14 protein-coding genes are annotated in these 20409 nt (G+C 36.8%); 9 read left to right on the forward strand and 5 right to left on the reverse strand.

Going from position 1 to position 20409, the window contains the following annotated elements; genetic code table 11:
* The 5 genes from NEOC84_RS02830 to NEOC84_RS02850 form a co-directional block, all read left to right on the forward strand.
* Positions 1–538 (forward strand): integrase core domain-containing protein (locus tag NEOC84_RS02830; RefSeq protein ID WP_166154362.1); only part of this gene is annotated, 538 nt, incomplete at its 5' end.
* Positions 539–545: 7 nt separating this feature from the next.
* Positions 546–2333, forward strand: a complete 1788-nt coding sequence (locus NEOC84_RS02835; protein ID WP_166155119.1) for a tetratricopeptide repeat protein — start codon at positions 546–548, stop codon at positions 2331–2333.
* Between the two features lie 404 nt (positions 2334–2737).
* Positions 2738–3886, forward strand: coding sequence for a DUF294 nucleotidyltransferase-like domain-containing protein (locus NEOC84_RS02840; RefSeq protein WP_166155120.1), 1149 nt, complete (start codon positions 2738–2740; stop codon positions 3884–3886).
* Positions 3887–3973: 87 nt separating this feature from the next.
* Positions 3974–5593 (forward strand): tetratricopeptide repeat protein, encoded by a 1620-nt coding sequence (locus NEOC84_RS02845; protein WP_166155122.1) that lies wholly within the window; start codon positions 3974–3976, stop codon positions 5591–5593.
* A gap of 549 nt (positions 5594–6142) precedes the next feature.
* Positions 6143–9778 (forward strand): tetratricopeptide repeat protein, encoded by a 3636-nt coding sequence (locus tag NEOC84_RS02850; protein WP_166155124.1) that lies wholly within the window; start codon positions 6143–6145, stop codon positions 9776–9778.
* Positions 9779–10354: 576 nt separating this feature from the next.
* Here NEOC84_RS02850 and NEOC84_RS02855 read toward each other — a convergent pair.
* Together NEOC84_RS02855 and tsaA are read right to left on the reverse strand one after the other, a co-directional pair.
* A complete protein-coding gene (locus NEOC84_RS02855) occupies positions 10355–11539 on the reverse strand; it encodes a DNA-directed RNA polymerase subunit alpha C-terminal domain-containing protein (RefSeq protein WP_166155126.1) in 1185 nt (394 codons plus the stop codon).
* 67 nt (positions 11540–11606) lie between these two features.
* Complete coding sequence (gene tsaA / locus NEOC84_RS02860) at positions 11607–12404, reverse strand: tRNA (N6-threonylcarbamoyladenosine(37)-N6)-methyltransferase TrmO (protein ID WP_166155128.1); 798 nt, start codon at positions 12402–12404, stop codon at positions 11607–11609.
* A gap of 68 nt (positions 12405–12472) precedes the next feature.
* Between tsaA and NEOC84_RS02865 the strand changes: the two genes are divergently transcribed.
* The 3 genes from NEOC84_RS02865 to NEOC84_RS02875 all read left to right on the forward strand — a co-directional run bounded on the left by NEOC84_RS02865 (position 12473) and on the right by NEOC84_RS02875 (position 14985).
* Positions 12473–13042, forward strand: a complete 570-nt coding sequence (locus tag NEOC84_RS02865) for a hypothetical protein (protein ID WP_166155130.1) — start codon at positions 12473–12475, stop codon at positions 13040–13042.
* Positions 13043–13231: 189 nt separating this feature from the next.
* Positions 13232–14257 (forward strand): DNA polymerase III subunit delta, encoded by a 1026-nt coding sequence (gene holA / locus NEOC84_RS02870; RefSeq protein WP_166155132.1) that lies wholly within the window; start codon positions 13232–13234, stop codon positions 14255–14257.
* 11 nt (positions 14258–14268) lie between these two features.
* Positions 14269–14985 carry an SAM-dependent methyltransferase gene (locus NEOC84_RS02875; protein ID WP_166155134.1) on the forward strand — a complete coding sequence of 239 codons (717 nt, stop codon included), beginning with the start codon at positions 14269–14271 and terminating at the stop codon, positions 14983–14985.
* Between the two features lie 14 nt (positions 14986–14999).
* On the opposite strand, the gene hemW is transcribed toward NEOC84_RS02875, so the two are convergent.
* The 3 genes from hemW to ccsA form a co-directional block, all read right to left on the reverse strand.
* Positions 15000–16145 (reverse strand): radical SAM family heme chaperone HemW, encoded by a 1146-nt coding sequence (hemW, locus tag NEOC84_RS02880; RefSeq protein ID WP_166155136.1) that lies wholly within the window; start codon positions 16143–16145, stop codon positions 15000–15002.
* Positions 16146–16195: 50 nt separating this feature from the next.
* Positions 16196–16678, reverse strand: a complete 483-nt coding sequence (locus NEOC84_RS02885) for a hypothetical protein (protein ID WP_039384409.1) — start codon at positions 16676–16678, stop codon at positions 16196–16198.
* Between the two features lie 87 nt (positions 16679–16765).
* Positions 16766–18886 carry a cytochrome c biogenesis protein CcsA gene (gene ccsA, locus NEOC84_RS02890; protein ID WP_166155138.1) on the reverse strand — a complete coding sequence of 707 codons (2121 nt, stop codon included), beginning with the start codon at positions 18884–18886 and terminating at the stop codon, positions 16766–16768.
* Between the two features lie 231 nt (positions 18887–19117).
* Between ccsA and NEOC84_RS02895 the strand changes: the two genes are divergently transcribed.
* Positions 19118–20266, forward strand: coding sequence for a hypothetical protein (locus NEOC84_RS02895; RefSeq protein ID WP_166155140.1), 1149 nt, complete (start codon positions 19118–19120; stop codon positions 20264–20266).
* Positions 20267–20409 lie beyond the last annotated feature (143 nt).

Consider the following 20409-nt stretch of genomic DNA (forward strand, 5'->3'; position numbering starts at 1 on the left):
TAAAGGTGTGGGACGCATTTATCAACAGACAGTGATCGATACCTATTCTAAGGTAGCTTTTGTCAAACTATACGATAGAAAAAATGCGTTGGTAGCAGCGGATATGCTGAATGACCAAGTCATTCCCTGGTTTGAAGAGCAAGATATTCGTGTCTTAAGAATATTGACCGATCGTGGTACAGAGTACTGTGGAGCAAGAGAGCATCATGAGTATGAACTTTATCTGGCCATTGAAGACATTGACCATTCTCGCACTAAAGCTCGGCACCCTCAAACGAATGGAATCTGCGAAAGGTTTCATCAGACCATCCAGAACGAATTTTATGCCACAGCTTTTAGGAAGAAAGTGTTTAAAAATGTTGAAGAATTACAAGAGGATGTGGATAAATGGATGAATGAGTATAATAACGAGAGAACACATACAGGAAAGTATTGTTTTGGCAAGACGCCATTACAAACATTCTTAGATGCAAAACATCTTGCGCAAGAAAAGATGTTAGATAAGTTACAACTGACAGAAATAGTACCTGCCAGGTAACTCATGTTTGTCAGGTCAAGTACTGTCTAGGACACTTAAGACCTATTCTTACTATCAAGCGCAACAAGAGATGATGAATCCTCTAATTAAACCTTTTGGATTTGATGATCCTGTCCTTATTAAAAAGCAGTTAGCTTTAGATCATGAAGCTTTAGAAAAAATAGAGAGTATTTATCGTATCTTTATTCCTTTTTATCAAGCAGTGCAAGATTTTTTAGCAGGCAATGAAAATAGTCTCAATTCTTCTGATTTGGAAGATAACTCTTTAGAAAATCAAGGTGCTATAGCCCTAAGGCTTTTCCAACATAAAAAAGCAATAAAATACTATCTTCTAGCAAAAGAAGCAAATCCACAAAGTTCAAACGTTTTAAGTACTCTTGGAATCATTTATCGAGAACAAGGCAAGTTAAAAATAGCGGCAGAGTATAGCAAAAAAGCGCTTGATATTGACCGTAAATTTTTTAGAGAAAATCATCCTGATGTGGCAATCGATTACAATAACTTAAGCCAAGTCTATCAAGAACAAGGCAAGTTAGAGAAAGCAGCTAAGCATACCAAAAAAGCGCTTGCTATTGATCTTAAACTTTTTGGTGAAGATCATCCTACCGTGGCAAGGGAACTTAACAACTTAGGAATCATTTACCAAGAGCTAGGAAATTTAAAAGAGGCAATTGAGTATAGCGAGAAAGCGCTTATTATAAGTCGTAAGCTATTTGATGAAAATCACCATATAGTGACGACTCATTATAACAATCTAGGAACAATTTATCATAGGCAGGGGGATTTAGAAAAGGCAATTGAGTATAGCAAAAAAGCGCTTACCATTAACCGTAAGCTTTATGGTGATAACCATCCTACCATAGCAAGAGATTGCAGCAATCTGGGACTAAGTTACCAAAAGCAAGAAAATTTAAAAAAGGCGTTTAAATATGTCAAGAGAGCTCTCACCATTGGACTTAAACTTTTTGGTGAAGATCATCCTACGGTTGCAACTTATTACAACAATTTAGGAGCAATTTACTTAGAAAAGGAGAACTTAGCGCAGGCTGCTGTGTATACCGAGAAAGCACTCGCTATTGACCTTAATCTTTATGGGGAAAATCATCCCGATGTGGCAAGAGATTACAACAATTTGGGATTAATATACAGAGATCAAGGGGATTTAGAAAAGGCGATTAAGTATGGCGAGGAAGCATGCGCCGTTGGTCTTTTTAGTGAAAATTACCCTGCGCTAGCTATTGATTATAACAATCTGGGGCGAAGCTATCAAAAGCAAGGTGATTTAAAAAATGCGATTAAGTGTGTGAATAAAGCGCTTGATATTGCACTTAAACTTTTTGGTAAAAATCATCCTGATGTCGCAGCAGGATACCATGAGCTTGGAATAATGTATAGAAAGCAAGGTGATTTAAAAAAAGCTGCTAAATATGTCAAAAAAGCACTCACTATAGACCTTAAGCTTTGTGATGCCAATCATTCTACTTTAGCATTGGATTACAGCAATATAGGAATGATTTATTACGAGCAAGGGAAATTAGAGATCGCAGCTGAATATATCAATCAAGCTCTATTAATTGATCTTAAACTTTATGGAGAAAATCATGCAGAGATAGTTAAAGATTATCTTAATCTACGCAATATATATATAAGGCAGGGAAATATAAAACTAGCAGCTGAATATACTAAAAAGGCGCTTAGAAGTAGTATTGCAATGCATGATATCCATCATCCCGCGGTAGAAGCTATTAATAGTGATTTACAAGTACTCAAGTTACTCTCCGGAGTGTTTTTATGAAAGTAAACTGATTATTTTAGAAGGACTTGGCAAGCAAAGGGGGAGGAAATCCTAAGCTTAATTGAAAAATAAGGGCGCCTTTTTGCATGCCTAGTTATGCTATCCTAACAATTTAAAGGTGAAAAAGTAGCATTAGTAAGCGGCTTTAATATAGCACCTGAGCTAAATAGAAAATCTGTGAGCGCCTAAGCAAAATATTAATACTTTTTTTAAAGAAAGCTTTTTTGTAATTAATGAATAATGTACAAGTGATTAACCCTGCTAATGAATCGGCTAGTCGGGCGGAGAGATCCAGCATCACAATCGCTATTCATCTTGCTAAGTGAGAGGGGTATCAAGAGAGCTGTAAGCAATCTTGTATGCCTATTTGAACTCTCAATAAAATTAAATAAAATGGATAATTCATGAGTCTAGACAATCTATGCATGCATGCTTGCATATTTCCTGCATTTAAAAATATAAAAAATGAAGCTCTTAATCACGAAAGAACGGATCCACCATATATAGAAATTTTTTTTAAGATATTTGAGAAATTGGGATTGCAAGACTGGTGCCGAGCTAAACAGGTCTGCAAAGAATGGAAACAGGTAGTTGAAAAACACCCTTTAGCAGAAAATATTTATCGTCTCGCTTTAAGACACGTTACTCAGAAGGATGGTCCCCTCCAAGAAGTTGTAGATACTAAAAAGCTAGCCCAAGAAGTTGGCTGTATAGAAAAATTAGGGGATATCTATGCTGAAAAAGGAACTTCTAAAGCGCTTCTCCAAGCTGCAGGGCTTTACAATTATGCTAGGCGTCTTTCTTCAGCCGATAAGCAGGAAATTACTAAAGAAAAGCTTCTAACGGTCCACGATTTACTTGCTCAACTCTGTAAAGGAAAACATTTAGATGAAGCTTTAATAACAAAAGAATTTAAGAGTAATCGTCTAGCCTTGAGATCGCATAGAAGAAGAATAAAGAAAAAAATTCGAAGCTTACCAGACACTCCTTCCCCCCAACAAGTAAGAGAGCTCTATCGAGGTATTGCACAGCGTATAAAAAGCTTTTTTAGCTTTCTAGTAGATCAGGCGATTGATGTATTAGGCCCCGCGCCTTGTGAATATGCGATGATAGGCTTTGGTTCATTAGCTAGAGAAGAGATGACTCCTTATTCCGACCTAGAATTTGGCATCCTTATAAAAGAAGATAGCGATGTAAATAAGAAGTATTTTAGGAATCTTACAAATCTAATTCACTTGAAAGTCATCAATTTAGGAGAAACCATTCTCCCTGCTTTAAACATTCCTTGCATAAAAGAGGCTAATCTTTTTGATAGCGTTACGCCCAGAGGTTTTGCTTTTGATGGTGAAGGAGCAGAAGGAAAAGGCTGTAAAACCCCCTTTGGCAATCGCCAAACATTTGAGCTTATCCAAACACCTGAAAAAATGGCCCAATATATTGCCCAAGATAAGGATGAGGAATGGTGGCATGAGAAAGAACGTCATCTTCCTATGGAACTTTTAACCTTTACTCACTTGCTAGGCACGGAGGAGCTAACTGAGCAATATAGGTAAAAAGTTCAAGAAAACCTTAATACGCCTTATCAAAAAGGCCTTAATCTCCGTCAATATTTAGCCAGGCAACATTTAGTTCAAGAGGATATGAAGGCTTTCGATCCCTGGATGCTCGACATAGAAAAGCATGGGATGCTTATTAAAGTTAAAAATGATCTCTATCGTTTTCCTCATCTGGCATTAGACAGGCTAGCCCTCCTTAAAGAAATAAAAGCGTCGGATACCTTTACTAGAATTGACCAATTAAATAAGCAAGAAATTATCAGTGACAGCGCAGCTGAAAAGCTAAAGGAGTGGATGAGCATAGTGCTATTTATGCGCCTTAAAACCTACTCGCATTGTCAAGCGCAACAAGAGATGATGAATCCTCTCATTAAGCCCTTCGGATTCGAAGATCCACAACTTATCAAAAACCAGTTTGCTTTAGATCATGAAGCCCTAGCAAAGGTAAAGAAAATTTACCGTATATTCATACCTTTCCACGAAGCCTCGCAAGAGTTTCTAGCAGGACGTGAAGAGGAACTTAGATCTGCTACTTTAGATAAGGTCTTGTTTCAAATGGATGGAGATATAGCTTTAAGGCTGCTTCAATACGAAGAGGCAAAGAAGCATTATCTTTCAGCAAAAGACGCTGCCTCTGAAGATTCTGACATACTAACTGCATTAGGGTGTATCTCCCTTGCTCAAGGAAATTTAGATCAGGCGGCTAAATATATCCATCAAGCGCTTCAAGTTGATATTAAAGACTTTAGGGAAAACCCTATTAGAATAGCAACCGACTATAGTAACTTAGTAGATATCTATGTAGAGCAGGGGGAATCAAATGAAGCTAAAAAATATGCTGATAAGGCTCTTAAAATTGATCTTGAGTTTCTCCCTGAGGATCATTTACATATCGCAAGAGACTATAATAATTTGGGAAGAATTTGCCTCGCCTTAAGAGAGTTAACACAGGCAAATGAGTATTTTGAGAAAGCACTTGAAATCCATGCTCACCTGTATGGGGGAAATCATCCCAACGTAGCGACCTACTATAATAATTTAGGGATGATTTATCAAGATCAAAAGGAGTTGGAAAAAGCAGCAGAATATGTCAAGAAAGCTCTAGCAATTGACCAAAGCTACTATGGTGAATATCATCCTTTAACAGCAACAGATTACAACAACTTAGGAACAATCTATCTAGGGCAAGGAAATTTTGATGAAGCAACTAAATATTGTAAGAAAGCGCTAAAAATAAATCTTAATTTTTTTGGTGTAGATCATCCTTTTGTGGCAGAAAATTATGGCAATTTAGGTCAAATCTATCAGAGCCGAAAGAAATTAGTAAAAGCCATCGAGTATACTCGTAAATCTCTCGAAATTTTTTGTAATTTATATGGAGAAAACCACCCGGGTGTTGCTACTACTTATAATAACTTAGGACTCATTTACCAAGAGCGAGATTATTTAAATCAGGCAGCTGAGTATATTAAAAAGGCCCTCAAAATCGACCTCAATCTTTTTGGAGAAAATAGCCTTCGTGTTGGAAAACGTTACATTAATCTATTATCGATTTACACTGCTCAAGGAACACTACATGAAGCAGCTAAATATGCTATGTACGCACTTAACATTTATAGAGATCATAAAGAAAATGGTGAGGATATGGCGATAATTGCTGCCTACTTGGTAACACTCTATAACAAGAAGATTGGAAACGAGTAATTGAGTGCATTAAGAAGGTCCTCAAAAATGATGTTAGTCTTTTAAGTAAAAATTTATCTCCTAATAGCAATTATGTATGCAACTCTAGCGAAAATTTATCAAGTTCAAGGAAAAGGAAAAAAAGCAACCAAATATAATGAGAAAGCTTTTAAAGTTAGGCTCAGAATGAGCGGTAGCCAGTATATAGATTTAACAGCAATCAATGCCAACCTGTAAAGACGTATATTAATATCCTCAAAATGTTTTGAAAGAAACAGTTGGCAATCAAGTTATTCCTTCATTAGGCTGACTTAATCACGATAAAATAGGCTAAAATAGATACTTAACATTATTTCGTATATCTTAAAAAAAGACAAAACAGTATTGATTTGTCGAATGCCATGCAAATGCTTGATTATAAAAAAGTGATTAAGCTAAATAGTAAGGCAACACTATTGTTTCTTTTGCTTTTAAAGACACGCTAAAGGATAGTTGAAAGTTCATTGATAAAAATGCATACTTGCTTGTAGTTAGATCAAACTAACATACTACAAAAGGCAGCTAACATAAATGATTTCAGATAGTTCACCTATTAAGCCTGTTGTGCGCTCTGAATTAAAGACGAAAAAAGAAAATTCTTCTAGTTCTTTAGAAAATTCGATTAGATATGGAAAAATAGATTTAAAAATATGTGCGGAACTTAGCCTGCAAGACTTATGCAGCTTAAGACTTGTGTGTAAAGAATGGAAACAAATTGTAGAAGCGACTGATTTATGGAAAAGGCTTTATATAACAGATTTTAAATTTAAGTTTCCTCCTATACAACAGCTGCCTTGCTCTGTTAATAAGAAAGAAACTTTTAAGAATTCCCCTTCCTTCACTCCTTTGTCTTCAAAAATTTATGAACAGCTGCTTCTTTCTTTTGATAACTTAACAGATGATGAATTAAGAGAAATTCTAGAAAGTAATAGCTTTTTATCAAAAGATACTATTGAAAAAGCAGAAAAAGCCTATACGCTAGCTCTAGAACTTATTGTTCGAGATAAAGATCATATTCAAGATCCTGCACAACAAAACATTACTATTCAAGAAGGCTTTTGCATAGAAAAATTAGGGGATATCTATGGTGTAAAAGAAACCTCTGAAACGCTTCTTCAAGCCGCAGGGCTTTACAATTATGCTATGCATCTTTCTTCCGTCGAGAGGCATGAAATTCTTAAAGAAAAGGTTGCTAAAATTCAAAGCCTACTTAGCCAACTGTATGAGCAAAAAACTTTAAACTATGATTTACTAAGAAACCAATTTGAAGGAAACCGACAAAAATTAAAGGATTTCAGAAGTAAAATAGAGAAAGAAATCCAATCCTTACCTGAGACCCCGGCTCCCCAGGTGGTCAGAGAGCTTTATGGTGAGATTTCTCAACAGATAAAAGCTTTCTTTGAAATGCTTGTAAAGCAAAGTATTAACATCTTAGGAGCTGAGCCTTGCGAGTATGCTATGATAGGCTTTGGTTCCTTAGCTAGAGAAGAGATGACTCCTTATTCCGATTTAGAGTTTGGTATTCTTATAAAAGAGGATACCTCAAAAAATAGGGAGTATTTTAAGCGCCTGAGCGCATTGATTCATTTGAAAATCATTAATTTAGGAGAAACCATTCTTCCTGCTTTAAACATTCCTTGCCTAAAAGCCATAGATTTTTTTGATGGCTTAACTCCAAGAGGTTTTGCCTTTGATGGAGCGGGCGTAGAAGGAAAAGGCTGTAAAACTCCCTTTGGTAATCTCAAGACATTCGAACTTATTCAAACCCCTGATAAGATGGCTCAATATATAGCTAAAGATGAAAAAGGCCAATGGTGGCATGAAAAAGAGCCTCATCTTCCTATGGAACTTCTATCTTTCACTCTTTTACTAGGTAATCCTGAGCTAATAGAGCAATATAGACAAAAAATTCAAGAAAAGCTTGATACCCCTTATCAAAAAGGCCTTAATCTTAGAGATTACTTAGCCAAGTATCATTTAGCTCAAGTGGATATGGCTACTTTCGATCCAGGATTAGGTAATTTAGGAAGCCAAGGAATGCTTTTTAAAGTCAAAAATGATTTCTATCGCTTTCCTCATTTGGCTTTGGACAGACTAGCCCTCATTACAGGGATAGAAGACCCGAATACTTTTGATAGAATTGAGAAGCTAAACAAACAAAGTGTTTTAACAATAGCTGCAGCCAAAAATTTAAAAAAATGGATGAGCATAGCTTTATTTATGCGACTTAAAACCTATTCGCATTATCAAGCTCAAAAAGAGATGATGAATCCTTTAATTAAACCTTTTGGCTTTGAGGATTCTGAACTTATTAAAAAGCACTTTGCTTTAAATCGAGAGGCTTTAAAAAAGATAAAAAAAATTTACCGTATTTTTATTCCTTTCCAAAAAGCTATTCAAGAGTTTTTATTAGGTAATGAAAGCAAGCTTAAATCTTCATCTTTGAATGATTGCTCGCCCCAAATTCGAGGAGAGATAGCTTTAAGATTATTTCAGCAAGAAGAAGCAAAAGATTGGTACCTTAAAGCTCTGCGAGAAAACTCAAAAAATACTGAAGTATTACATTCTCTTGGTGCCATTTATTTAAACCAGGGGAAACTAGAAAAGGCTGCTAAGTACGCCAAGCAAGCTCTTACTTTTAAAATTAAGCTGTTTGATAAAAATCATTCTAGCTTATCAAAAAGCTATAACAATTTAGGTGTGGTTTACCAAGAACAAGGGAAATTAAGAAAAGCCGCTGATCTTATCAATCAAGCACTCGACATTGACTTTAAGCTTTTTGGCGAAGATTCTCCCTTTATTGCAATTTATTATAATAATTTAGGGTCAATTTACCATGAACAAGGGAAATTAGAAAAGGCCATTAAGTCTATTCAGCAAGCGCTTGCTATCAGACTTAAGCTCTTTGGTAAAAATCATCCTATGGTAGCAATCTGTTATAACAACTTAGGGACGGTCTATCAGGAACAAGGTAATTTTGAAAAAGCCGCTGATTGTATTAATCAAGCGCTTTCTATTGAGCTCGAGCTGTTTGGTGAAAGTCATCCTACTGTAGCAACCGATCAAAACAATCTAGGAATGATCTACGTTGAACAAGGAAAGTTAGAAAAAGCAGCTAAATGTGTTAACCAAGCACTCCACATTGATTTTAAACTATTCGGTGAAGACCATCCAAAGATAGCAAGAGATTATAACAATTTGGGAACGATCTACAGAGACCAAGGGGATTTAGAAAAGGCCGCTGAGTGCTTCAAGAAAGCATTTACTATCAATCACACGCTATTCGGTGAAAATCATTCCCGGGTCGCCAAAGATTACGGCAATCTAGCACACATTAACCAGGACCAAGGGAACTTAGAAAAAGCCGCGGAATATGCCATTCGAGCGCTTGACATTGTCATTAAGTTATTTGGCGTAAATTATCCTACTACGGCAACCTGCTATAATAATCTAGGAACTATTTACAAAGATCAAATGAATTTAGAGATGGCCGCTGAGTGCTTCAAGAAAGCGCTTGCTATTGATCTTAAATTATTTGGTAATAAGCATTTTACTTTAGCAGATCGTTACAATAACCTTGGAATGCTCTATTATGATCAAGGGAAGCTAAAAGAAGCTGCTGAATACGTTCATCAAGCCCTTACTATTACTCTTAAGTTGTTAGATAAAAATCATCCGAAAGTGGCGATTATTTACAATAACTTGGGAATAATCTATAGAGACCAAAAAAATTTAGAGAAAGCTACCGAGTATTTCAATCAAGCACTCGTTATCAATCTTGAACTATTTGGTGAAAACCATCCCAACATGGCAATTCTTTACAATAATGTGGGGGCGATTTACCAAGCTATCGGGAATACAAAAAAGGTTGCTGAATTTGCCAAGAAAGCGCTCAATATTAGTCTTAAAATTTTTGGCAAAAATCACCCAATGGTGGCTGTTTATTACCACAATTTAGGGATGACATATTATCATCAAGGAAAGTTAGAAAAAGCCGCTACGTATGTCAATCAGGCTGCCACAATGAGTCTTAAGTTGCTTGGAGAAAAACATCCTAAGATGATAATCCTTTATACCAATTTGTCGATAATCTATCAGAGTCAAAGGAATTTAGAAAAAGCCATTGAGTATGCCTTGAAAGCATATGCTATTCCCTCCGGACAATAAGTTGAATCTTACTGGCAAGCTTATAAAATTTAAGTTTAAGAATTAACTTTTATAAGGTTTTAAAAATCAGTAGGTTAAGTTTCAGTTGGGGAAGGAGGGAGTTAAATTTCAAAGATGGAGATAAGAGGATTATGTGAGTTAAAGAGTTATCTTTCCCTGTAGCTTTAATCGCAACGATCTTCAAAATGCGAAGGCGGCTCTATACGCATTCTCCCTACTGCAATTAACGATCCAAATCATGATTTTGACTGAAGCTATGAAATCTACCACCAATGGCGGCAATTATGAGTATCGTAAATCGATAAAGCAAAATGCTAGCCTTGAGAAGGCTTTCACCGACATTATTTGTTCTCAATGAAACCATGTTTTTGCACTCTTAGCGCTTATTGCAAGCTTGAATTTTTTAAAATTAACCCCCCGCATAACTCGCTTTGCTCTAAAATATACGTTAACCCTTAAAGCCAACTAAATGGCTTATCAAGGATTGCAAAATTTACAAAAAAATTTGCATCTGCATAAGGTGGACTAATCACAAAGACCTTACTGCCTTATAATTAAGAAGAAACGATACCTTTATTATAAAGAAATTTTTCGGCAATAAACTTCTAACTGTCCCGAGGAACCTCTAATAATACAAAAAGTGGGGGATAAGCGTATAACCTTTTCCACGTAACCTTCTTGGTATCCTATCCATGTTTTTGCCAATTCTTTTTCTACCAAGGTAATTAGCTCTGGTAATCGATAGTGAATAGAGGGCTTATAAAAATAAGAAAGAGCTTTGGATATTATTTCTTTATATTCATGCATGCTGTGGTTATCGCAAGCATAGATTTCTTCCTCAATTTCTTGTAGGAATAAAGAAATACAATCTTTACGATCAAAAAAGTGGTTTTGCAGAAAGTTAACTACGCTTATACTCATCGCTTTGTTGGCGCTGATACGTTGCATGCGTTCGATAAGTTCATGGCGAGTGGCTATGCCGCCACGACGGCGAATCCAGGGTTTAAAAAATACATTAAAAATCAGCTGCATATCCTCAAAGACCCTCTGTTTTTGCAGAGGAGTAGCCATTTTACTTACCACTTCTTGGATCCAGTCTTGCTTTTTTTCTAAACTCAATTGACGCAGTTCTACTTTTTCGCTAGGGGAGAGGACAAAAAGCTCGGTTAAATTATAGGGTTCCAAAAGTGCATAAGCTTTTTTCCGTTCTTGCGTAGCGACTAGACTTTGCAGCCAAGCTAAAAAATCTACTTTTTTGCATTTGCCAAGCGCGCGACTTTCTAGGTAATTGTTTAACTTGCAATTAATTTCTTCAACATGTCCTTGGCCTATTCCACGTAAAAAAACAAGGTCATCTATAGAAGCTTTTGTTAGATCCCCTATTGTTTTTTTACCATTTTCAAGAAGAGCTTTTTCAATATATTTAGATAATTCTAAAATTTGGATGGGAACTTTTGTGGTGAAAGAGGGTATCCAGCCTCTAAACTCCTCTCCTAGGTCTAATTCATCTTCCTCACCTATGAAAAGTTCTTTTTTGCTTTTTAAGGGAGGAGAGACCTTTGGAGAAAGCGTTTCTATACGCCTTATTGATTTGATATCGACATTTTCTAAGGCATAAATATTTTCTAGGCCATGGCTATAAGAAGTTTTATAGGTTTCTTCAAAAGACTGCAAGGTGGCAGAAGAAGAATCGGTAGAGCGCTTCCTATGCCCTTTTGAAGGGGATAGGTGTGTCTCCTGCTTAAATTCTAATACTGCCATACTCTTACTCAACTATTTTTCATCCAGATGTTAAGGGATTAAGAATTAAGCTCCAAGTAAAAAGAAATTAAAGTTCACTTAAAGTGAATTTTTTTAGAAATTCTCGATGTAAATCTACATCATTCCAGGCAGATTTCTTCTCACCCTTGATCGTTTCTCTGTCATAGCCTGTACCAATTTTTATAACGTGGATATAGGGTAAGGTAATTCTAAAAAAGAATCTCCACGTTTTATAAGCGAGTAGATAATCATTATCTTTACAATGAAGAATACGATTGTTAGAAGAAGGGTAGGGATGTGTTGCCAATCTAAAATTAATTTCTTCTTGAAAGTTAAAGCTACATCGGTTGTTTAAAAAGCTTACTTGCGCAAGGGCTTCTTCCTCCCATATAATTGGATAAGGGCTTTTTTTCTTACAAGACTCTAGCCACCCTTGTTGGATATCTGTCCAAGCATCTACATATTCAATATAAGGTTTGATGTCTAAAATAGGCGTGCCATCTAGCAAATCATGCTTAACGACATCTATCTCAAGTTGACTTACCCCAGTAATTTCCAAGCAGCTTAACCCTAAAGGATTAGGTCGATGAGGAGAGCGAGTAGCAAAAAGCCCGCGCTTAGGAGGGCCGTGGGGCGTTAAAACTTTTGGCTTCCAATGGTGATTACGATGAAACCAGAAAATGACCCATATCTTATTAAAGCCCGCTAAATCATGTAAAGCCTGCTCAAAATTTTGGTGCCTGTTTAAGATTATTTTTCCTTTATTATTTTTAAATAGACCTGCTTGCTTGGGCAAGGAGTAGCGTTCTTTTTCTGAAGTGTAAAAATAACCGATAGGGCTACATGATAAGGATGTTGATTGCATATATTCTTGAGTTTGGATATATCATTAGAGTCTAATTTTACTTAATACTAGGAGATATTCCAATGAAAATGATTAGATATGTAACAGTTGTATGCCTCCCTTTAACTTTAGCGTTTTCCCTTATCGCTTGCAAGAAGGAGCCAAGAGTAGAATCACACCATGCAGACAACCAAGCAAAAGAAGCAGAAAGAAGCCGAGAAAAGATTCAATATTCTTTGAAAGCTGATGGACGTCTATGGAAATTAGCTACAGAGGATACTCAAGAGCAAATGAAAATTACCCAATACATTCTTGAAAATGAGCAGCCCGAGAATGCAACCGAGCTATTTTCTGTGACTGAAATGACTGATATCGATATTACTCCTGCTGAATATTTCTCTCAGTTCATCACGCAGCTGCAAAGACGTTATGCGAATGCAAAAGTAGAATCTAAAGTGAGTGTGCAAAAAATAAATAGCCTTTTAGGGGAATGGTGGATTAATGGAAATTCTCCCGATAATACTCAACATGAGTGGATTCGCATCATTAAGAAAGGCAACGAAATTGCGGTTCTTCGCTATAGCACCATACACACAGAAGATTTAGAGCATGCGCGTAAAACATGGGAAGCTATTTTGACTGAAGCTAAATTCGAATAATTGTAAATTAGGAGCAAGCTTGCAGCCTCTTTAGCTGAGGAGTTAAAAATTACTTAACAAGCTTATTTCGATGAGATCTAATCAATTTTGTTAAGCTAAAGGTGGCAAGCTTGCTTTTTATACCTTACATTCTCCCATGGGCATCTCTTTGTAGACTTCTTCTGGCGAGTTCTTTATAATAATTTTCCTATGAAATATAGTCATTTAAAAGCTTTTGAAAAACATCTTGAGAGTGCAGCGCCCCTACACTTTGCCCCTGTCTATAAAATTATTTGTAAAGATGAGTTTAATAGAAAAATAGCTTATGAAAGACTTATTTCTCATCTTTTAGGAGAACAAATCTCTAATCCCATGGCTCTTTGCATTTATAGCGAAGAAAAAGTAGACATAAGCAAGGTTATGGCTGAATTACAATCTTTAGATTCTTTTGTTTCTAAAAGAGTAGTGGTGATCCACCATGCTGAGAGCCTTTTAAAAGCGGCAACAGAAAAGTTGCTGGCTTATTATGAAAATCCTAACAAGAATGTTTATCTTGTTTTAACAGCAGCCTCCTTGAATGCCTCTACGAATTTTTATAAGAAAAGTGAATGGGTAGGGATCATTTTAGAAATAGCGGAAGAAAAGCCCTGGGAAAAAGAAAAGTCTTTAAAAGAGTGGATGGATCAAACGATTAATCACTATGGGAAACAGATCAACCCTTCTGCTAGCCAGGCGCTTTTAAAACAAATGGGTACCGAACAGGCAATTTTAAGCCAAGAGATAGAAAAATTAGTCTGCTATGTGGGCGAAAAGCGCCAGATCTCATTAGAAGATGTAGAAGCAGTTTGCATTTCTGTAAATACGGAAACGATTTGGCAACTAGGTGAGGCACTTTTTCGCCGAGATGCCTCTACTGCTTTACGTATTGCTGCAGCTTTGCTTCAAGAGGGCACTCCTTTGCTCATTTTGCTAAGGCAAATTCGTAGCCAATTTCAAACTGATTTTCAAGTATGCACCATTCTAGCTCAGGGGGGGAGTGGAGCAGAAGTGTCTAAACAATTTGGCTATATGAAAGGGCAAATTTTGGAAAGACATATTCAGCTGGCTAGAAATTATGGGATGGCTCGTTTTCGCAAAGGAATGATTTTAATAGATGAGGCTGAAACAGCAGCCAAAAACAGCTCAACAGATTATTCTTATCTGATCGAGCGTCTTATAGCAAAACTTATTATTTAAGGTTAACAACTATGAATAAACCCGCTTTATTACTTTTACCTAATCTTTTAGGGGAGCATCGCTATCATGAAATTTTCTTGCCCAATAGCGTAGATAAAGCTGTTTCTACTCTTGATGGATTGATTTGTGAAAGTGAAAAGGCAGGGCGTCGTTATCTAAGTCGTTTCAAAACTAAAAAAGCAATCTCTGAGATGCCGATAGCTATTTATAATGAGCATACTCCTCAAGAGGATATCGACTTTTTATTAGAGCCTATTCGTAAGGGTGAGCGCTGGGGTTTAATATCTGATGCAGGTTTGCCTTGTGTAGCCGATCCTGGCTCTAAGCTTGTACGTCGTGCGCGCCAATCAGGTATAGCCGTGCAAGTCTTTAATGGCCCTTCTTCTATTCTCCTAGCCCTTATACACTCTGGATTTTCAGGACAACGCTTTGCTTTCCACGGTTATTTAAAAGCGGATGAAGCAGGCCGCCTGAAAGATATTAAACGATTAGAAACTTTAGCGCGTACGGACCAGGTTACTCAGATTTTTATGGAAGCTCCTTACCGCAATATGCATATGCTTCAAGGTTTATTAAATACATTAGCAGAAGATACTTGGCTTTGCACCGCTTGGGAGCTGACTATGCCTGAGCAAGGAGTTGTTTCAGAGCCTGTGCATAGGTGGAAAAAGATGCCTCTACCCAACATAGAGAAAAAAGCGGCCATCTTTTTGATTAGCTGTCGCTAGAATTTATAAGAAGTTTAGATGAGCTCGGTTGCTACCGTATCATAAAAAAGAACGCCTTGCTGGGAAAGGCTTATCCTATTTGATTCTTTATGAATAAATCCTTGCTCTTCTAAGTCGGTAAGATTTTGTAATGTCTCCTGGCTAAGTGCGCCATGTGTTTGTTGAAAAGCCTTTAAATCAATTCCTTCTCTCATTCTTAGGCGAATCGTTAATAGCTCTCTTTGGCTTGCCTCAGGATCTAGCTGTTCTTCAAAATCAAGAGGAAAATTCTCATTGCTCAATAGATAAGCATAACGCTTAAGATGAGCAATGTTGCGAAAACGTTTGCCTTTCCAATAGCTAAATGCTGAGGGGCCAAATCCTAAGAAAGGACGGCCTGCCCAGTAGCCTGTGTTATGCTTAGACTGAAAGCCCTCTTGAGCAAAAGCTGATATTTCATATTGCTTTAATTGGCAGCTATTTAGCGTTGCTTGAGCCATCTCATACATTTGTAAACTTAAGTCAGGATCTGGCAAAGTTTTCAGTAAAAGATTACGATATTTAAAAAAGGTAGTATGAGGTTCAATAGTTAAATTATAAAGCGATAAATGTTTGATGGGTAATTGGCTTACTTGCAAAAGCGTTTCTTTCCAAATAGCTAGAGTTTGGTTAGGAAGGTCGTACATGAGATCGATGGTAAGATTTTTTATTCCAGCTTCATAGGAGGTCCAAACTGCTTCGATAGCCTTTTCTGCGCTATGTTGTCTTTCTAGTTTTTCTAATAGAGTATTGCTGAGTGTTTGTATGCCTATGCTCACCCGATTGACACCGGCTAGCGCATAAGCTTGCATAAGAGAAAAAGTAATAGTTTCTGGATTTGCTTCGAGGGTAACCTCAGTGGTTAAAGGATCAAAGTTTACATCGCGTTTGATCCATTCAATAATTTCACTTAGATACTCTGCTCCTAATAAAGAAGGCGTACCCCCACCAAAATAAATGCTAACAATTTCTTTATCGATAAGATCAGGAAGGCGTAACGACCATTCCTTAGCCAAAGCTTGCATGAAAATATCTTTTAGCTCTTGGCGATTAGGTAACACATAAAAGTGGCAATAGCCACATTTATGTGTACAGAAAGGTATATGAAAATAAAGACTAATAGGCTCTTTAGGAGGCGGCATTTAAATTGAATATCTTAATTTTTAACAAAGGAGAAGGCTCTTTATTCACTCTACCATTCATCTGCATCAGGGTCTATGATTCCTCCGCGGCGCCATCGATTGCGATCGCTGAAATAAGATTCCTCTTCTTCTTCCTCTTCTTCAGCATTTTCATCGCGTGTAGCTCCCTCTTCATCTTCAGTTTCATCCTTTTCCTCAATCACAGAGCTTTCTACATCAATGGCATCAGTCTCCATGTCAAAAGCTGTATCGCCTATGCCTGCCCCTGTATCTCCCATATCTATGTCAGGGATAGTTGGCATTTCAGTGTAGCCTGCTCGGGCTGTAGGGCGTTTAGGAGCTATATATTCTTCCGCTTCGCCACTTTCTTTTAGAAACTTAAGCCTTTCTTTCTCTTCTTCAATCTTAGTCTGAATAGCGCGTATTTCTTCCTTATGTTTATCCATATCCTTTTTAGGAACGAGGCCGAGCTTAAGCCATTGTTCAAGATCGTTAAGTTCTACTTCAAGTTTTTTTAATCTTTCACTTTTAATATGTTTCATGGGGTTCCTATAAGCTAACCTATTATTGGGGGATTTGTGTAGGCTTTTGGTTGCATGCTAAAATTTTAACAAATCATTTTATTTCCGTTCAAAAGATTTTACCTGTACAGCTTTTAAATGAAAATAGCCAGCAACTATTAAAAAAAATAGTTCCGCTAAAATAAACAGATAATAATAAATTTCTCCCCCTGCTCCAAATCCATAGCTATGTAATCCTGTACCTAAGATGTAGTTCACTCCATACCATGTAAAGCTAATAGCTAGCAAGCCTAATATCGACCCCATTGCTAATCCAAAGAAATAGATATGCTTAAAGGTGTAGGCATGGATGAAGATAAGATAAATGCAGCTAGAGATAAAGGCCCATGATTCTTTAGGATCCCAATCCCAAAAGCGGCCCCAACTTTGAGCTGCCCAAATCCCTCCTAATAGAGTACCTGGAATAAGAAGAATAACTCCCACATAGACTGCTTGCAAAATTGTTTGGCCTAATTCTCGCATCTCGGACGTTTCCTGTTTATGAATTAAATATTGACAAAGGTAGATCTGTCCTAAAACGCCTGCTAAGGCAAAGACTCCGTAGCTGCCTACTACCATTAAAACATGAATAATTAACCAATAGTGAGAATCTAAAACAGCTTGAACATTTTCTAAGCTGCTTCCTAAGCCCGTCACTTTAATCATAATAATTAAAGCTAACGCTACGATAGATGCGCTTAACATAATGAATGAATTTTTCATTTTCCTTGCAAGGGCAAGGCTTGTCAATACAGCGATCCATGGTACATAAATCACGGTTTCAAACATATTGGATACCGGAGGACGCTCTAAAATAAGACAGCGAAGAACTAAAATTAGAGTATTTAAACAAAATGCTAGGAAGATACAGCAAGAACCAATTTTATTAAATTTTTGCTTTTTCTGGCTAAGTCCAATGGAGAATAGGATAATGGCTAAGCTGTAGAGAGCGATAGTGGCTTCGATTAAAGGTAATTGATAATACCAATGCTCCATTCTTAACTTTTTGATAGAAGGATAGGTGAGAGATTTCCCCCAAGCCTTTTGAATAGGCTGTCCAATTAGAGGATGATAATTATCCATCAGTAGATTAGCTAGCTGCTGCTTATATTCTTTATTGTTATAATCCTTGATAAGCTTATAGTAAAGGTCGCGTAGCTGCTCAAACTGTTCATTAGGATAAAGAGTAAAATTGGAAATAGGCTCTAATAGATTTTTTTCTACATTGTAGTGATGCATGGTAAGAGCATTAAGAGAATACCATTCCCCATCTTTTGCGGGCAAAACCTTGAGGATTGTGCCCGCATAAGCTAGTCTTTGGCTTAAAGGATATTCTTGCTCAAGAAATTCTGCGATTTGATAGGGGGCTAAGTTTTTTGCTGTTAAGTGCCGATAAAGGGCTTGATACTCCTTATCTCCCTCGGCATAAGGACCTTTCAGATAAGAAAACTGTTTTAAAGCTTGTAAAATTCTTAAAATTTCTTCGTTAAGATGGCGATGTTTTTTAACATGGTCAGAAGTAAGCTCCTCACTGGGATCGGAAGTCATAAATCCGGGCTTAAGGTATTGCCAAGGAGGATTTTTAGGATGGGCGGTAATAAAAACTTGACCTTTTTTGAAGATAGCCCAGAGCCCAGAAGATAGATGACTTAACTCCATTTTTTCTCTATTGGCGTAGTTAGGAGCTTCAAAATAAGCTTTAAGGAAATGGTAGGTCACTAATTCTTTAATCAAGGCAAGATTAGTTTTTTTGCGCTCATAAATCGCTTGATGAAGCTGTTGATAGGTAAAATAATTATCTTTCACGGGAAGGTCTAATAATTCTTTCAAGCGGGCCGAGTAAATCCAAAAAAGAGGGGTGTCATCCCAGTGATAATGAGCCTGAAATTGAAGATGCCAAAGAAGAGATAAGGCTGAAGGCCCAACCCTATGGAAAGCTTGATAATGCTGTGACTTGATAGATTGTCGATGATAATAGTCTTCAAGCCATAAGCGAGCTGTTACCTCCAAAGGTCTAAATCGGCCTTTAAAAGAGGTAGGCACCTCCTTCAAAGCTAGTTCGCTTAGCTCATAACTATTCAATGAAGAGGAAGGAATCAAAATTATTAGCAATATAAAAAATAATAAAAGATAAAAAAAAGCTTTTAGCCATCCTAAATAAATTTTGCACGCCTTATCCATTTACTTAACCTATAAATCCTACTGTTTTTCGCTATCTTATTGAAAATAATCTTTTGCAGCAAATAGATGATGAGTTTATCCTTTAAAGGAAAAGCTTGGCTTAAAGCAAGTTATACAGTGTTCTAAGATAAGATTTAAAATGTAATTAACAATTTTTAATTAATTAACTGTAATAGTTCTTTATTATAAATATTAAATATGTTATTGTATAAATTTAAATTTGGACACAATATGGCAGCAAGAAATATAAATCAATTGGGTTCACGTGCTTTTCATATTTATGAAGGACCTACCCATCAGGCGGATAAAAGAGAAAAAATAGGAAATTTATTTTATTTTTTTGCTAATGTAGCTTTTGGTAAGAAAATAATCTTTCAAAAAGATGGGTATTCGGTAAAAGTTAGGAGCCTTGCTCTACGCATTTTAGCAGGCATGGCTGCTATTGTTTGCTTTAAGCTTACCATCATAGGTAGGATTTTGATTGCAAGCTCAGCCTCCCATCGCTTAGCATTCGATGCTCTTGTAAACATGCATTGCTCTTCTGCAAATAGCCTTTTACCTTCTAACCATAATAGCTCCGTTGATTCCTATGTAAGTCGGTCTTATGCAAATACCGTTATCAAGGCTAGTCCACAAAAAGGCTTTGAAGGTTTAAAAAAGGTAAAGAGGCTTCCTCTTAACAACTCTAGCTCGCTCAAGCCAAAATCGGCAGTTCTGAATGCTCCTTTTGTTGTAACCCCTAAGATTTTATCTAGCGTTAAGCTAAAGCCTATTCAACCAGGTCTTCCTCATGCTTCAGCTAAAGCAAATGTAAACACTAGCCTGAGCCCTTTGCAAGCCACAGCTAAGCAGATAACTAAGAGCAGCAGCCCTATCTCCAGTTTATCAGTACCGTACCAAGAAACTCTAATGAGGGCTCATTTGGATGTGGCAAGCTCAGAATCAAGCCAGCAAGATTTAGTGGCTCATAAATCGATGAGTATGCCAGATCTTTTGTTAAATATGACGGGTGCATTTTGGTGCAAGCTTTCGCAGCTTAAGGAGAAAAATACTTCATCCGCAGGGGAAGAAAAATCTCCTATTGAGGAAAGTGAATGGGAGCTAAGCGATGATGATCAAAATGGCCAATTTGATTATACCGAGCTCGACCGGGAATTTTTAAATAAAAATCGCTCTTATGACCCATCTGGTACCATGAGGAGTGCTACAAGTAAGAATTCTTATAGCGCTTTAGGAAAAAAAGAAAAAACTTCAGAGGAAGACCAATTAGAAAAGGCCTCATGTCAAGAGTTATTAACGAGCAGCTTAAATAGCTTACGCCTAGCTATAGCACAAGATGAAAGCGATAGTGAAGAGGAAAGCTTAGACTTTGCCTTTTAGAAATGATTGGATAAAAACTATCCCGCTGTTCTTTAAGATTTATCGGTTAATACCTCCCGTGTTTTATAAATACCCTAGGTATTCTTTATTATTTATTCTAGATTTTTTGTTAAGGCTTTGCTTATCTGTCAAGCCATAGGAAA

This window comes from Neochlamydia sp. AcF84 (assembly GCF_011087585.1).
GTDB lineage: Bacteria > Chlamydiota > Chlamydiia > Chlamydiales > Parachlamydiaceae > Neochlamydia.